9 protein-coding genes are annotated in these 15,793 nt (G+C 64.6%); 4 read left to right on the forward strand and 5 right to left on the reverse strand.

All coding sequences use genetic code 11. The annotated features are described in order from the left end of the window. Nucleotides 1–184 precede the first annotated feature (184 nt). The 3 genes from QGN17_RS03120 to QGN17_RS03130 all read left to right on the forward strand — a co-directional run bounded on the left by QGN17_RS03120 (nt 185) and on the right by QGN17_RS03130 (nt 6,295). The gene (locus QGN17_RS03120; protein WP_281043056.1) at nt 185–2,866 is read left to right on the forward strand and encodes a helix-turn-helix transcriptional regulator; all 2,682 of its coding nucleotides are present in this window, start codon (nt 185–187) and stop codon (nt 2,864–2,866) included. Between the two features lie 251 nt (nt 2,867–3,117). Beyond that, on the forward strand, nt 3,118–5,226 hold the full coding sequence (locus QGN17_RS03125) for a TonB-dependent siderophore receptor (RefSeq protein WP_281043057.1): 2,109 nt from the start codon (nt 3,118–3,120) through the stop codon (nt 5,224–5,226). A 55-nt stretch (nt 5,227–5,281) separates the two neighbouring features. Continuing rightward, nucleotides 5,282–6,295, forward strand: coding sequence for a YncE family protein (locus tag QGN17_RS03130; protein WP_281043058.1), 1,014 nt, complete (start codon nt 5,282–5,284; stop codon nt 6,293–6,295). Between the two features lie 9 nt (nt 6,296–6,304). On the opposite strand, the gene QGN17_RS03135 is transcribed toward QGN17_RS03130, so the two are convergent. Both QGN17_RS03135 and QGN17_RS03140 read right to left on the reverse strand, forming a co-directional pair. Next, nucleotides 6,305–8,362: a M13 family metallopeptidase gene (locus QGN17_RS03135; RefSeq protein WP_281043059.1), complete on the reverse strand. Its 2,058-nt coding sequence runs from the start codon at nt 8,360–8,362 to the stop codon at nt 6,305–6,307. Continuing rightward, nucleotides 8,359–9,453 (reverse strand): PepSY-associated TM helix domain-containing protein, encoded by a 1,095-nt coding sequence (locus tag QGN17_RS03140; RefSeq protein ID WP_281043060.1) that lies wholly within the window; start codon nt 9,451–9,453, stop codon nt 8,359–8,361. Before QGN17_RS03140 ends, QGN17_RS03135 begins: the two co-directional genes overlap by 4 nt. Nucleotides 9,454–9,708: 255 nt before the next feature. On the opposite strand from QGN17_RS03140, the gene QGN17_RS03145 reads away from it, so the two are divergent. Continuing rightward, nucleotides 9,709–11,853, forward strand: coding sequence for a TonB-dependent receptor (locus QGN17_RS03145; protein WP_281043061.1), 2,145 nt, complete (start codon nt 9,709–9,711; stop codon nt 11,851–11,853). A gap of 84 nt (nt 11,854–11,937) precedes the next feature. On the opposite strand, the gene QGN17_RS03150 is transcribed toward QGN17_RS03145, so the two are convergent. The 3 genes from QGN17_RS03150 to pdxR form a co-directional block, all read right to left on the reverse strand. Beyond that, nucleotides 11,938–13,602, reverse strand: coding sequence for an amidohydrolase (locus tag QGN17_RS03150; protein ID WP_281043062.1), 1,665 nt, complete (start codon nt 13,600–13,602; stop codon nt 11,938–11,940). Further along, a complete protein-coding gene (locus tag QGN17_RS03155; protein ID WP_281043063.1) occupies nt 13,602–14,108 on the reverse strand; it encodes a hypothetical protein in 507 nt (168 codons plus the stop codon). Before QGN17_RS03155 ends, QGN17_RS03150 begins: the two co-directional genes overlap by 1 nt. Before the next feature lie 94 nt (nt 14,109–14,202). Continuing rightward, a complete protein-coding gene (pdxR, locus tag QGN17_RS03160) occupies nt 14,203–15,696 on the reverse strand; it encodes a MocR-like pyridoxine biosynthesis transcription factor PdxR (RefSeq protein WP_281043064.1) in 1,494 nt (497 codons plus the stop codon). Nucleotides 15,697–15,793: the final 97 nt, after the last annotated feature.

A 15,793-nucleotide genomic window follows, 5' to 3' on the forward strand; every position in this document is an offset into this window, starting at 1 on the left:
GGCAATCTTCAAAACGGGTGACGGCGGGCGGCAGGCGGGTAATCGGGCCGGTCACGGCGGGTAAGGCGCGCGTTTTCGGTTGGCATCGCGATGGATGCGGGGTGTCATCGATATGACATGGAACGCCGCGAATCGCCCCGAAGGCGCCGATCCTGCCGGAATTGCGGCCACGGACTCGCTCGCGATGCGTGAGCTGATCCAGACCAAGACCGCGCCGCCCTGCTGGATGGGCGACAAGATCCGTCGCGACGATCTGCTGCGACGGCTGGACGAGACGCTGGAGAAGCGCCTTACGGTGATCCAGGCGCCCGCCGGCTACGGCAAGACCAGCCTCCTGCTCCAGTGGCGCCAGCACCATGCGAACGACGATCTGCTGGTCGCGTGGCTGACGCTGGAGAAAGACGATGCCGACCCCAAGCGGCTGACCCAGTATATCTCGCTCGCCCTCGGCGGCGCGGCCGATATCGAGGGGGCGGCCGCCATCCCGGCCGATCTGCCGCCGCGCGCGGCACTTTCCGCGATCATCAACCGCCTGCTCCGCGAGGAGCGGCAGGTCGTGATGATCTTCGATGATTTCCACCGCGCCGAAAATCCGGCGGTGGCGGAGTTGCTGCGGGCTTTGATCCGTCTCGCGCCGGAGAATTGCCACTTCATCGTCGCCTCGCGCGATCATCCGTGGCTCGACCAGGCGGTGCTGGCGGCCGAGGACCAGCTGCTGGAATTGCGCAGCGAGCATCTCCGTTTCTCCGCGCTGGAGACCGAGGCGCTGCTGCTGCGCAATCAGGGGATCGAACTCGGCCCCGACGAGGTGCGACTGATCTTCGAGCGTACCGAGGGCTGGCCGATCGCCCTGCAATTGATGCTGCTCTCGCTGCGGCGGCGGGTGGATCGCCAGCAATTCGTCGAGCGGCTGCGCGGATCGAGCCAGGAACTGGCGGCGTATCTCTCCGAACAGGTGCTGGAGGCGTTGCCGGCGGACGTCCGCGAGATGGTGATCCGCACCGCGCTGATCGACACGCTCACGGGCGACCTCGTGAACCTCCTGTGCGAGCGTGAGGATGGCTGGCTCATGCTCGAGCGGCTGGAGCAGCAGGGCGTGTTCCTGACGCCGCTCAGCGAGGAACGGCAGGCCTATCGCTATCATCAGCTCTTCGCCGAACATATGCGCGAGCGCCTCGCCAGGCACGACATGGCCAAGTATCGGCGCCTGCAGGGCATCGCCGCGCGCTGGTTCGCGGGTGAGGACAATGTCGGGCAGGCCGTGGATCACGCCATCCAGGCGCAGGATCCGGTGCTGCTCTCTGCGATCGTCGACGAGGTGGGGGCGTGGCGCCTGATCCCGAACGGCTTGCAGGATGTCGCCACCCGCGCATTGCAGGCGCTGCCCGAAAGCATCCTGTGGTCGACGCCCCGGCTGGTGCTCATGCGCGTCTATCTCGCGATCAAGCAGGGCGAGATCGGGCAGGCGCGCGCCGATTATGATCGCCTGTTCAAGGATGCGGACGCGGCGGATCATTCGGCCGATCTCTGGATCGAGATCCAGGTCGTCGGCGATACGCTCGTCGAATATGAGAATGGCCCCGTCACGCTCGAAGACCTGCTGGCGCGCGAGGCGCTGCTGCGGACGCTGCCGACCAACGATCACTTGCTGATGGGCAGCGTCTGCGAGGCGCTCGCCGGCAAATATTTCGAAACCGGTCGGCTGGAACGGGCGATCGATCCGACGCTGGCCGCACGCGAACATTATCAGGCGCAGGGCTGGCTCTATAGCGACATCTTCACACGTTTCCTCGAGGCGCGCGTCCGGCAGAGCCAAGGGCGGCTGAAGGATGCTGCCGCGATCCTGGCCAATGCGCGGGGCGAGATCGAGGCGTGTTTCGGCGCGCACTCGGATCTGGCGGCCAATTGCGCGGCATTCGAGGCGTGGCTGCTCTACGATCAGGATCGGCTGCCCGAGGCGTTGGCGGTGCTCGACTGGGCGCTGCCGCACATGGAGCAATCGGACGGCTGGGCCGATGTCTATGCCGCCGCCTATCTGACGGCAGCGCGATCGGCCAGTGCGGACGGCGATATCGAGGAGGCGCGGGGCTTGCTCGGCCGCGCCCGCAGGCTGGCGCGGCGGCGGCGGCTCAACCAGCTCGAATTGCTGGCGCAATTGTGCGAGTTGGAGTTGCTGATCGAGCGCCTGGAGGCCGACGATGTGGCGAACTGCCTCGCGGCCGAGATAGGTCTCGACGCGCTCGCCGACGACATGGCGCTGGAATCGCCACTGTTCCGGAAGGCCGCCATCGCCGCGTCGCTCTGCCGGGTGAAGCTGAACCTGGCCGAGGGTGCGGTGCCGGCGGCGCTCGACGAACTCGAACTGCTGCGCCGCTGGGGCAGCGAGCATGGCTGCGGGCGGCTGCTGATCGATGTCGATCTGCTGACGGCCTGCTGTTTCCACCGTCTTGGCGACAATGGCCGCGCCCAGTCCTTCTTCGACGATGCGGTCGGCGCGGCGATGTTCCAAGGCATCCGGCGGCCGTTCCTCGATGCGCGCAGGTTCGCCGAGCCACTGATCAAGGACACGCTGCAGCGGGCGCACCGGGTCGATCGCTTTCGTGACCAGTTTCTCAAGGAAATATGCCGTGCGCTCACCGCGCACCAAGGCAAGGCCAGTACGCAGGCAGGGTTCAACCCCTCCGAGATCGCGGTGCTGACCTATCTGAGCCGGGGCTATGCGAACAAGGAAATCGCCCGGCTGATCGAGATGTCGCCGGATACCGTGAAGTACCGGCTGAAGTGGCTGTTCCGTAAACTGGGCGTGGACAATCGTCGCGATGCAGTGATCGCCGCCCGCGAGCGCAATCTCGTTTCGGAAGCGTAAGGCGCCGATCGTACCAGGATGACGGCGACTGGCTCCGCCATCGCCGTCATATCGCCCAAAACTGGCCCGCGCAAAACACCCGACTTACCCGCGATGACACGGCCGTTACCCGTCAAAGGCATGGCGATGACGCGGCGGGCGGGTTTCTATGTCGCATCGGATCGCGAGACACTCGCAGAAACGATGAACCAAGGGACAGGTCACAGGATCGTCCGATTGGGGAGGCCGGCAACGTTCGGATGGGGGTATTCATGAACAAGCAGTTGAATGGGAAATGCCGCACCGCCGCCCGGTGCGCTTCTGCCCTTGCAACGATCATCGCGCTGGCGCCGGCTTATGCCCAAGAAGCGCCGACCGGCGATGCCGGCAAAACCGAGCAGGAGATCATCGTCTCGGCGACGCGGGCGGTGACGGCGACCAAAACGGACACGCCGATCATCCAGATTCCGCAGTCGATCAGCATCGTGACGTCGCAGCAGATCAAGGATCAGGGCGCGCTGACGATGCAATCCGCGCTGGAATACACCGCCGGCATCACCAATGCGGGCGACGATACGCGGGGTGACTTCAACACGATCCGCGGCTTCTCGGCTGTCAATTATCTCGACGGGCTGAAGCGCGAGTTCGGCTTCGTCTACCTGCCGCGCAACGAGGTCTACACGCTCGATCGCGTCGACGTGCTGCTCGGGCCGGCGGCGGTGCTGTACGGTGCGGGCAGCTCGGGCGGCCTCGTCAACATGGAGAGCAAGCGGCCGCAATTCCAGTTCGGCGGCGAGGTGACCGCGAGCTACGGCACCTTCGATCGCAAGCAGGCGCAGTTCGACATTACCGGCCCGCTCAGCGACACGATCGCGGTGCGCTTGGTCGGGCTCTATCGCGATGCGGACATGCTGGTCGATCACTTGCCCGACAATCGCAAGATCGTGCAGCCGTCGATTACCTGGAAGCCCGACGACAAGACTGAGGTCACGCTGCTCGGTCTCTACCAGCACGATTATACCGGGCCGAGCAATTACCTCCCGCTCGCTGCCACGCTCTACGCGCCGGAAGGAAAGCGGGTGAGCCGCCGGACGGAGCTTGGGGAGCCGGACTTCGACAAGGGGCCGAAAGACGACAAGTCGCTGACCCTGCTGATCGATCATTCCTTCTCGAACGCGCTCAAATTCCACAGCGCGTCGCGGTTGGAGGGCGATCACACCACCTACGGCCAGATCTACGGCGTCTATTATGTCGGACCGACCATTCTCGATCCGTTCGTGTCCGATCTGGGTGATGGCCAGAGCTACATTCCGAGGTCGCTCTTCGCCTATAAGGCGCATTATAAGAGCTTCGATACGGACAATAATCTGCAATTCGATTTCAAGACCGGCCCGTTCACCCACAAGATCCTCGCCGGCGTCGATTATTCCTACTTTCATCAGATGTCGCAGCAGGCGTTCGACTATCTGACGGTCAATCCGATCGACATCTACAACCCGGTCTACACTCCCGGCACCGTCGCGGATTACGGCCCGTTGACCCGGCAGGTGCTGATCGACACCGGATTCTACGGGCAAGACCAGATCCGCTTCGAGGATCGCGCCTCGCTGGTCGTCGGCGTGCGCCACGACCATCTCAAGAGCGAGAATAGCGGCCTGCCGAACCAGATCGACAACGCCACCACCTTCCGTGCGGGCCTGACCGTCGACGTCACCAAGGGCCTGTCGCCCTATGTGAGCTATTCGGAATCCTTCCAGCCGGTGAGCGGGCTCAGCCAGTTCGGCAACACCTACAAGCCGCTCTACGGCAAATCCTACGAAGGCGGCATCAAGTGGCAGCCGGTGCAGGGCGCGATGATCCGGGCGACCTATTACGAGATCACCGAGCGCAACCACCTCGTCCCCGATCCGGCACAGCCGCTCAATTCGATCCAGGCCGGCAAGGTGAAGTCCAAGGGCTTCGAGTTCCAGGGTAATTACAACGTCGCGCGCAACTTCACGGTGAGCGTGGCCTACGCACACAATTCGACCAAGCTGTCCGGCCAGGATCGCCAGCAGGACGTCACGCCCAAGGATACGGCCTCGATCTTCGGCACCAAGACGATCCCGCTGCGTGAGGACGTGTCGCTGCGGGTCGGCGGCGGCGTGCGCTATGTCGGCCACCAGATTTCCGGGGACACGACGGCGACGAGCATCCGCGTGGTCACGCCCCATTATGCGCTGGTCGACGCATTGGTCGCCCTCGACGTGAAAAAGTGGACCTTGCAGGTCAACGCCGTGAACCTACTCAACAAATATTATTATGCGGCCTGCGACACCTACGGCAGCTGCGAGAATGGCGATCCGCAGACGTTCAACGTGGCGCTGACCTACCACTTCTGAGGACGTCGGCTCCGGACGGCCGCGTGGCGATCCGGGGTTGATATTGGGGGATGTAATGCGCAGCCTGATCACGCTTTCCGCTCTGCTCGCCGTCTTTGCCGTATCGGGAGCGTCGGCTGAGCACGCGCCAGGCTATCACATCGTCGATCGCATCCCGATGAGCGACGGCTGGTGGGATTATGCCAGCTTCGATCCGGTCCACCGCAACCTCTTCGTCTCGCGCGGGAACGGCGTGTTCAAGCTGGACGTCGACAGCGGACTGATGGACCAGCGCTTCATTCCGGGCTCGGAGGGGCGGGGCGTGATCCCGCTGCCCGGCGGGGACATGGCGATCGCCAACATGGCCGGCTACAGCGCGTCGATCCTGTTCGCGACCGATGCCGAGGGCAAGGTCGCCAAGATGTTCGAGCTGGTCCAGGCATCGGACGCGGCCGTCTACGAGCCCACCGGCAAGCAGGTGTGGGTGATGGGCGGGCATGGCGAGATATCGCTGCTCGATCCGGTGAAGAAGCAGCAGACCGGCACGATCGAGGTGGGCGAGGAGCTGGAATTCTCCGTCACCGACGGGCGTGGCCGGGTGTTCGTGAACGCGCCTGAATCCGCCTCCGTCGTCGCGATCGAGGCGGCCAGCCACAAGATCGTCGGCCGCTGGAAGATGAAGGATTGCGAGGATCCGTCCGGCATGGCCTACGCCGTGGCGAGCGACGTCATCCTCTCGGTTTGTGCGAACAAGATACTGAAGGTGCTCGACGCACGCACCGGCGCCGAGCTGGAGACCGTGCCCGTGGGAGCAGGAGCCGACGCCGTGATCTTCGATGCCATGACGAAGCGCGCTTTCGTGCCGTCCGCGATCGACGGCTTGCTGACGGTCCTCGCGGTGAACGGGCCGCACGACGTGCAGGTGCTGGAACGGGTGCCCACCCAGATCGGCACGCGGACCGGCGCGATCGATCCGAAGACGGGCACTCTCTACCTTCCCACCGCCCGCTTCGGCGCGCTCAACAAGCTTGGCTGGCCGGAGGCGCTTCCCGGCACGGTGCAGTTGCTGATGATGAAACCACAGCCCTGAGGGGCCGGCTCACCAGATGCGGACGCGCTGCCCGGGCGATAGATAGAGGGCCTGTCCGGGTGCCACGCCGAAGGCCGAGTACCAGGGGTCCAGATTGCGCACCGTCCGGATCCGGAACGCGGCAGGTGCATGCACGTCGGTCGCGACCTGCGCGCGCAGCGCCTTGTCGCGGGACTTTGCACGCCAGACCTGCGCGAAGCCGAGGAAGAAGCGCTGATCGCCGGTCAGCCCTCCGATCACGGGCGGCGGCTTCCCATGTAGCGAGGCATGATAGGCGTCGTAGGCGGCTGCGAGCCCGGCAAGATCGGCGATATTCTCGCTCAGTTCCTGCTGCCCGTTGAGGTGAAGGCCGGGCGCCGCCTCGTAGCGATCATATTGCGCGGCCAGCGCAGCGCCTGCAGCCTTGAAATGCTGGAGGTCCGCCGGCGTCCACCAGTTGGTGAGGCGGCCGGAAGCATCAAAATCCGCGCCGCTGTCATCGAAGGCGTGGCTGATCTCGTGGCCGATCCAGGCACCGGCGGCGCCGTAATTGACGGCAGCATCGGCGCTCGGATCGTACATCGGCGCGACGAGCACCGCCGCCGGGAAGTTCAGCGCATTCTGCAGCGGAAGGTTCACCGAATTGACGCGCTGCGGCACCATCCACCATTCGCCGCGATCGACCGGCCGCCCAATCTTCGCCAGTTGGTGGTGATAGGCCCAGAGGCTCGCACGCTGCAGGTTGCCGACCGGGTCGTCAGCCTGGATCTCGAGATCGGAATAATCGCGCCAGCTATCCGGATAGCCGATACCGACCTGCATCGTCTCGATCTTGTGCCGCGCTTCCACCTTGGTTGCCGGTGCCATCCACGGGAGCGCCGCGACGCGGCGATCGAAGGCGGCCAAGATGTTGCGCACCATCGTCTGGATGCTGGCCTTTGACGATGCCGGGAAATAGCGCTGGACGTACAGGCGACCGACGGCATCGCCCATCTCGCGACCGACCTCGGCGACGGCCCGCCGCTGACGCGGCGCTTGCTGCTCGGTTCCTGTCAGGGTCTTCTCGTAGAAATCGAAATGCGCCCGATCGAACGCCTGCGGCAGCGCGATCGTCAGCGTGTTGAGGCGATGGAAGATCAGCCAGTCTTTCCACTCGTCTAGCGGCTCGCTCGCCACCAGCGTCGAAAGCTTTGCGATCGCCGTCGGCTGCCACACATCGAATTGAGGTTGGGAGGCGAGACCCGCGGTCGAGAAGAAGGACGCCCAGTCGATACCGGGGGCATTCGATGGGAAATCGGTCTGCTGCCAGATGATGTCGGCCTTGTGGATGTCCTGCGTCTCGACGATCGTCGCCTGCGCCGCGGCGATCTTCGTTTCCAGCGCCATAATGCGATCGGCGCCGGCCGCTGCATCGGTGCGGCCGGCAAGGGTCAGGAAGCGTTCGACATAGGCGCGATAGGCGGTGCGGATGCCGGCCATCGCGGGCTTGTCGGAGAGATAATAGTCGCGGTCGGCGAGCCCGAGGCCACCCTGCAGGAGATAGGGTATCGTCGTCGACGGATCGTGCAGCGACTGGGTGACGAACAGGCCGAACAGATTTTCGGTGTGCAGGCTCGTCGCGTTGATCGGATCGACGTCTGCGCGCAGCGTGGATCCCAGCTGCGCGGAAAGCTGCCGGCGATCCTGGATGGTCTCGATCGCAGCAAGATCGCCGGCGAGAGGTGCCAGGCCGCGACGCTCGATTGCATCCTGATTCATCAGCGCCGCATAGGCATCCGCGATGCGATGCTGATCCGATCCGGCCGGGGCGTGGGCGCCCGATGCTTCCAGCACGATCTCCGTGGTGCGGCTTTCGGACTTCCTGAACATCTCGAGGAAACTTCCGGCGCTGGTCCGGTCGGCCGGAATCTCAGCCGAGGCGCGCCAGGATCCGTTGGCGTAGGCATCGAAATCGTCGCCCGGCCGTACGGAATGGTCGATGCCGGCGAGATCGATGCCACCCGAAGTCGTGGCTGCGGCAATCGTCAGGGCGGCGCAGCCGAGCAGGATCGAGGCACGGACGGCGGCAGGGGCCGATCTTGCGATCATCGCGAATTCCCTTTGCGACGGGGTGTGCGTCGGAGCCACCAGAGGCGGGCGCCGATGACGATCATGCTGGCCAGCCACAGCCCGGTGAAGAGGACCAACAATCGCCCGACGAATCCGCCAGCCTCGCCGGTGTGAACCGGAAACAGCGCGTCGAACGCCTTGCGCGCGAACGGGGCCTCCGCCTCCGGGAACACGCCACGTATCCGGCCGACCGTGGCATCGACGAAGACGAAGCTCGCGCCATAGGCGCGCCGCCACTCGCCCGGCGTGCGAAGCCTCACCTGATAGGTGGCGTCGGCCCGCTGCGGTGGCGTGACGGCGGCGAGGCGGCTGCCCGGAAGCGCCTGTTCCGCTATCGTCACGGCCCGCGCGAAGCCGATCCGGTCGGCTCCGGAGATCGCTGCAACTTCCGGCGGCGACGCGCCCATCAAAGCGGAAACGCTATCGTCGAACGCAAGCAGCGCGCCGGCGCCGACGAGGGCAAGGGCTGGCAGCACGCCGATCAGCCCGACCGCGCGGTGCCAGGCGAAATGGCGGGCGACCGGGGCGCCGCGCCGGCTCGGCCGCAGCACGCGCAGCCAGGTTCCGCGTCGAGGCCAGGCGATGACGATGCCGCCAAGGAGGTTGGTGAACAGCAGGATGCCGCTCGCGCCGATGATCCAGCGCCCCGTCTGTCCAGCGATGAGCGACTGGTGCAGCACCACGACGCTATCGATCAGACGACGTGGCGCATTGGGCGGGTCGATCCGGATCGGTGTCCCGTCACCGCTGACCCGGATCGTGGTGTCGTTCCCGGCCTTGTCCTCGATGGTGAGATCGTAGCGATCGTCGAAGCCGGCGGATGTCCATGCCGAAACGAGATGCCGTCCGGAACCCACAGGCGCGAGAAGCGCGATCCGCCGCTCCAACGCCGCCGGATTCGTGGGAGCGTGCGGTGCCACCATGCTCGCATCGTCTATCTCCCAGTGGAAGACGATCAGCATTCCGGTCAGAGCCTGGAGGAGCCAGAGTCCGACCAGGGCAAGGCTCAACCATCGATGGATTGGGACGATGGTCTTCCGTATTCGCTGCAGCGGGACGAGCGTGGCCATCGCCGTTCGATGCTCTGAATTTTGGGTTCGGAACAGTTCCACTTTTTTCGGGACGACGGGACCAGTGACGGATTTTCAACGCTCGCCGCTTGGACCCCAGCAAATCGATAGAATTGGATGTTTGCCGGATCAGCGCGGTCGGGCGATGTCACAACACAAACAAAAAAATGGCGGGTGGTTGATCGATAACGGGTAACATCGCAGATGCGATGCAGTATCAAGAAGGGGGCAATTCTGATGATGCGTTTGATCAGCATGAAATCTGGCGTGGGACTGGCGGCGGTCGCGACGGCGATGGCCGTCTTTCCCTGTCCAGCCCAGGCCCAGACTGCGAACGATACCGGCTCGGCTGACGCGAAGTCATCCGCCGAAATCGTGGTGACCGGCCAGCAGGCGACCAAGCAGGTCAGGAGCGACGGCGATCTCGGCGCGCTCGGCCAGGTCGATGCGATGAGCACGCCGTTCAACATCACGTCTTATACGGCCCGCCTGATCCTGGACCAGCAGGCCCAGACGATCGGCGACGTCATGAAGAACGATCCGGCGGTCCGCGTGACCAATGGCTATGCCAATTCCTCGCAGATGTTCGTCATCCGCGGTTTCCCGCTCAACGGCGACGATGTTGCGATGGATGGCCTGTACGGCGTGACGCCGCGCCAGCTCGTGTCGCCGGAACTGTACGACAGCGTGCAAGTGTTGAACGGCGCCAGTGCCTTTCTGTTCGGCGCCGCGCCGGGAGGCTCGGGCATTGGCGGCGGGATCAACCTGATCCCCAAGCGCGCCACGGAGAATAGCTTCATCCGGCTGACGGGCACTTATACCGGCGCGAGCATCTTCGGCGGCAATGTCGATGCCAGCACGCGCTTCGGCCCGGACAACGATTTGGGCATCCGCGGGAACTTCGTCTATCGCGACGGCACGGGCGAAATCGAGCACGAGAAGCACGGCGCGACCGTCGCCGGCCTGAGCTTCGACTGGCGCCACGGTGCCGGCAAGCTGACGGTCGATCTCGGCTACGAACTGCAGAAGGCCAATTGGGTCGAGCCGGAGACGTTTGTCGGGGGGGCGGAGGTGCCCGAGCCGCCGAAGAACGACCACAATTACGGCCAGCCCTGGACCTATACGCATCTGCGCGACATTTACGGCATCGTCCGCGAAGAGGTGGAAATTGCCAAGGATACCAAGGTCTTCGCCGCCTTCGGCTTCCGCCAGGGGCGCGAGAAGGGCAATTACTCTGCGATCACCGTGACCGATGCCGCGACCGGGGCGGGGACCGCCTACGGTTTCCCGGTGGCGTTCAATCAGGATGCCTATGCGGGCCAGGTCGGCCTGCGCTCGGCGTTCGAGATCGCCGGCATCACCAACAAGGTGAACGTGGGTGCCTCGATCAATTGGTCGGAGAAGCGCGTCGCCTATATCTTCGAGGCCGATCCGACGACCTTCAATTATGCCACCAATCTCTACACCACGCCGATCGTCGATGAGCCGCCTGTGGTATTCGGTGGCGGCGATTTCGATCATCCGACCAAGACCGGCGATACCAACCTCGGGAGCATCTACGCCTCGGATACGATCGGCTTCCTCAACGACCGGGTGCTTGTGATCGGCGGCGCCCGCTACCAGAACATGGAAATCAACGGCTACGACTACAACACCACGCAGCGCAACGCGCACTACAACGATCATGCTGTAACGCCGGTGGTCGGCGTGGTCGTCAAGCCGACGTCCTACCTGTCGCTGTACGCAAACCGCATTGAAGGACTGGCACAGGGGCCAGAAGCCCCCGCCAGCACCACCAATAGCGGCGCGATCTTCGCACCCTATCGTTCGGTGCAATATGAAGTGGGCGCGAAGGTCAGCATCGCCAGTCTGACGGCGACGGCATCACTCTATCAGATCAAGCAGCCCAGCGCTTACACGGACAACACCAACACGTTCGTCGAGAATGGCGAGCAGCGCAATCGCGGCTTCGAGCTTTCGGTGAACGGCGAAGCGAGCCGCTACATCCGGTTCATCGGTGGCCTCACGCTGAATCGCGCCAAGCAGACCAAGACCGCCGGCGGCCTGCAGGACGGCAATTACGCGATCGGCGTGCCGAAGACGCAGATCAACTTCGGCGTCGAGGTCGTGCCGCCCTTCTTCGACAAGCTGACCGTGACCGGCCGCGTGATCCACACCAGCAGCCAGTTCGTCGATATCGACAACAATCTCTCGATCCCGAGCTGGACCACCTACGAACTGGGCGCGCGCTACATCATCGTGACGGACAGCCATCCGATCACGCTGCGCGCGACGGTGGATAACATCACCAACAAATCCTACTGGCAGTCGTCGTTCGGCGGCTACCTGCTGCCCGGCATCCCGCGCACTGCGCGCCTGTCGGCGACCGTGGAGTTCTGAGTATCGGGGTGGTGCGCCACGCGCCGCCCCAATGAAAAGGGGCCGGGAGCGACGAACGCTCCCGGCCCCTTTTCATCGTCTCGATCAGCCGAAGCGCTGTACGCCATCGACGATCGTGCGGATCACCTTGGCCTGTCCGAGCTTTTCCTTGTCCATCGCGAACAGATCGTAGTCGATGACGGTGAGATCGGCGAGGTAGCCGGGGGCGATCTGCCCCATGCGATCCTCACAGAAGCTCGCATAGGCGGCCTCGCGCGTATAGCCCATCAGGGTCGCCGAAAGCGACACGCGCTGCTCGGGATACCAGCCGGAGGGGTTCTTGCCGTCCAGCGTCTCGCGCAGCACGGCGGCGGGGATGCCCGTCAACGGATCGAGCGGCGCCACCGGCCAGTCCGATCCCATGCAGACATGCGCGCCGGACGCAATCAGGCTCTCGAACGCATAGGTGCGGGTAAGCCGTTCCGGCCCGATCCGCTTGATCGCCCAGCGGCCGTCGTCGATCGCATGATAGGGCTGGACCGAGGCAATGACCTTTTGCTTTGCGAAGCGCGGGAGTGCGGCGGGCGTCAGTGACTGCGCGTGCTCGATGCGGAAGCGCCGATCGCGCTCGCCGTTGGCGGCCGCCACCTCTGCCATCGTGTCGAGCACGATATCGTTGGCCTCGTCGCCGATCGCGTGGGCCGCGACCTGCAGCCCGGCCTTGTCCGCCTCGCCCATCCATTCGCGCAGATCCTCGCGCTTGGTGACGGTGATGCCGTTGGTGGTGGGATCGTCCAGATAGGGTTCGTAGAAGAGCGCGGTGCGCGATCCCAGCGAACCGTCGAACACCACCTTGGAGGCGCCCCAGCAAAACCAGTCGTTGCCATGTCCTTCCGCTTTGACGAGCGCGACGGTCTTTTCCCAATCGCGCAGCGGATTGAAGACGCGGAACCGCATGCCGGCATGGCCGTCATAGTGTTCGCGCCTGAGCGTATCGAAGGTGTTCCAGTCGATCTCCGGGCAGTGGACGCGGGTGACGCCCTTGCTGAGGCCCAGCGCGATGCCGGCGCGGAAAGCCGCATCGATTTCGGCAGCGCTTGGCGGGGGGATGCGGGAGACGACAAGATCCTTGGCCGCATCCTTGACCAGGCCGGTCGGATCGCCATTCTTGTCCCGCACGATCACGCCGCCCGGAACGTCGGGGGTATTGCGATCGATGCCGACGGCCTTGAGAGCCACCGAATTGAGCAGCATCATGTGCAGGTCGTAACGGTAGACCGCAACCGGCGTATCGGGTGTGGCCGCGTCGATCCATGCGCGGGTCGGCATTTCGCCACCCCAGCGATCGGCATCCCAGCCGCCGCCTTGCAGCCAGCGACCCTGAGGTATCTTGCTCGCCGCAGCGCCCATCTGGGCGGTGAACTCGGCCGGCGTCATCGCCGTGTCGAGCGCCACCTGCGAGAGGCGCAGCGAGCCCATCGTGAAATGGGTGTGGCAATCGGTGAAACCGGGCACCACGAACGCGCCGCCGAGATCGACGATCTGCGTCGTCTTGCCCGTCCGGGCGTGCACCGCCGCCGCGCCGACGACGGCGATGCGGTTGCCGACGATGCCGATCGCATCGCTGCGATCGGTGGCGCTGCGTCCGGTCCAGACACGGGCGTTCACATAGGCGATGTCGAGCGTTCGCCCGGCCATCGCGGCGAGGCTGCGGGTGCCGAGCAGCGCCGCAGCGCTTCCGGCCAATAGCGAGCGGCGATCCACGTTCATCATGGCACCTTCGTGTCGTCGGCGTCGGGATGCGCGGCACGCCAGGCATCCAGCTTCGCGATCCATTGCGCGGCCGAAATCGGGCCATAGGCCTTGGTATCGGTGTGCGACGCGATCATCTCGCGGATATGGACAAAATAAGCGGGGCCGCTCGGCATGTTGAGCGCCTTGCGCTTCGCATCCATGGCGGCCTGCTGCTCGGGCGTCGGCTTGCTGTCCGTCTCCGGCTTGTACAGCATCACGTCCCAGTCGACGCCGTCTTCATGGAGGAAGATCTTGATCGGCGGCTGGCCACCGGCGGCGGAGACTTCGTCGGCTCGCGCGATATCGCGAATGAACGCTTCCTGCTTGCCAGGCGCGAGCTTGAAGATCTCGAGATAGGCTTCGGGCCACGGCGCCTCGGCAGCGGCCGGCGGCGCCACCGCGTTTGGCGATGCCGCGGGCTTCGCCGCGATCCCAGGCAGAGCGAGCAGCGCGACTGCGCCGAGCGCGATCGTCGTTTTCATGGGTTCCCTAGCCTCCCTGTGTTGTGCTGCAGGCAGCTTCCCCAAATCTGGTTGGGTGCACACCGCCAGTTTTGCAGATCATGCGGGGCCAATATCAGCCGACCGCCTGACGGATGCCGCGCAGCGCAAGCCGCGCCTCATGGGACGTCAGGCTGGCGAATCCAAAGCGGAGACCGCTGTCGACATCCTCGCTCGTGGCGAACGAGCGGGACGAGGCGAAACGCAGCCCGGCGGCTGGGGCGCGTTCCTCGATGCGCTTGAGGTCTTCGGGGCGATGAAAACGCAACCAGAAGGCGAGGCCACCATCGGGTATCGCATAATCCGCGATCCCGCGCAGTTCCGAAGCGAGCGCTTCGGCGAACGTCTCGCGACGGCTCGCATATACCTGACGGACCTTGCGGGAATGCCGGCGCAGTTCGCCATTCTCGATCAGTTCTGCCGCAGCCTCTTCGGTGAGACCATTCCCCATCCCGTCCGTGAGCGACACGCGATGCGCGATCGCGTCGATCACTTCTTCGGGGGCCGCAATGTATCCGATGCGAAGGGCGGGAAGCAGCAGTTTCGACAGGGAGCCCACATAGATGACCTGCGCCGGTGCATAGGCCGCCATCGGCAGCAGCGGCTGGGATTCGAAATGGAACTCGTGGTCGTAATCGTCCTCGATAACGGCGAATCCGAACTGTCGCGCAAGATCGAGGACCCGAAGCCTGCGTTCCGGCCGGAGCGATACGGTCGTCGGAAACTGATGGTGCGGAGTGAGGAAGATGGCCCTGATCGGGTGGCGCCGGCATTGCTTTTCGAGATGGTCTACATCGATCCCTTCGCGATCGAGCCGGATCGGCACGACCTCCGCCGCGCAGGCCTTGAAGGCCGCCATGGCCGGTTCGTAGGTCAGTTCCTCGACAGCGACGGCATTGCCTGGGCGAAGCAGGATCTGGGCGGCGAGGAAGATGCCGTTCTGGCTGCCCCGCGTGATGCAGATGTTGCGCGAGGTGACGTGCAGGCCGCGTTCGCCGCGCAGCATGGCCGCGATCGCCTCGCGCAGTCGATCGGAACCACGCGGATCGCGATACTGTAGCCGGTTTTCGCGCGAAGTGCGCTGGATGGCAACGCGATAGGCCCGCGTCAGAAGATCTGGGGGGAGCAATCTCCCATCCGGCGTCCCCTCGTCGATCTTGAGGCCCTTCCCCTCGGGGACTGCGAGCGGGCGGGCTGGGGCGGCCTCGAAACGGTAGTCGGCGGACCCTGAAGGATCGGGTTCCAGGGGCGGATTGTCACGTCGCGCCGATCCGGGGAGGAGGGTGGACACCATCGTTCCGCGCGTGCTTTCAGACGACAGCCAACCCTGGGAGATCAGATCCTCGTACGCGAGCACGACTGTCTTTCGGTTGACGGACAGTGCGGCGGCAAGTTCCCGGCTGCTGGGCAGGAAACTTCCCGGCGGAAGGCGTCCGCTCTCAATATCTCTGATGAGCGCCTGCGTGATCTGCAGGTAGATGGGCGCATCGCGAGAAGTGTCGATCCGTTCGCCGAGGCTGATCTTCCAGGGTCGCAGCATTGGCTCCCGTCCTGTGCCGATTCTGGGCAATTCGATGAACCAGTCTAGATTCGGGCAACGTGCTTTCGCAAGCGGCGGATTGGTCCATCCAAATTTTCGGAATTGGCGCTTGTGCCATGCCGGGGGA

Origin of the sequence: Sphingomonas oryzagri, from assembly GCF_029906645.1 — a bacterium.
GTDB lineage: Bacteria > Pseudomonadota > Alphaproteobacteria > Sphingomonadales > Sphingomonadaceae > Solisphingomonas > Solisphingomonas oryzagri.

Coding starts and splice junctions, on each gene's coding strand:
- QGN17_RS03120 (WP_281043056.1), top strand. CDS start 185: ATGCGTGAGCTGATCCAGACCAAGACCGCGCCGCCCTGCTGGATGGGC.
- QGN17_RS03130 (WP_281043058.1), top strand. CDS start 5,282: ATGCGCAGCCTGATCACGCTTTCCGCTCTGCTCGCCGTCTTTGCCGTA.
- QGN17_RS03150 (WP_281043062.1), bottom strand. CDS start 13,602: ATGAACGTGGATCGCCGCTCGCTATTGGCCGGAAGCGCTGCGGCGCTG.
- QGN17_RS03155 (WP_281043063.1), bottom strand. CDS start 14,108: ATGAAAACGACGATCGCGCTCGGCGCAGTCGCGCTGCTCGCTCTGCCT.
- QGN17_RS03140 (WP_281043060.1), bottom strand. CDS start 9,453: ATGGCCACGCTCGTCCCGCTGCAGCGAATACGGAAGACCATCGTCCCA.
- QGN17_RS03125 (WP_281043057.1), top strand. CDS start 3,118: ATGAACAAGCAGTTGAATGGGAAATGCCGCACCGCCGCCCGGTGCGCT.
- QGN17_RS03145 (WP_281043061.1), top strand. CDS start 9,709: ATGAAATCTGGCGTGGGACTGGCGGCGGTCGCGACGGCGATGGCCGTC.
- QGN17_RS03135 (WP_281043059.1), bottom strand. CDS start 8,362: ATGATCGCAAGATCGGCCCCTGCCGCCGTCCGTGCCTCGATCCTGCTC.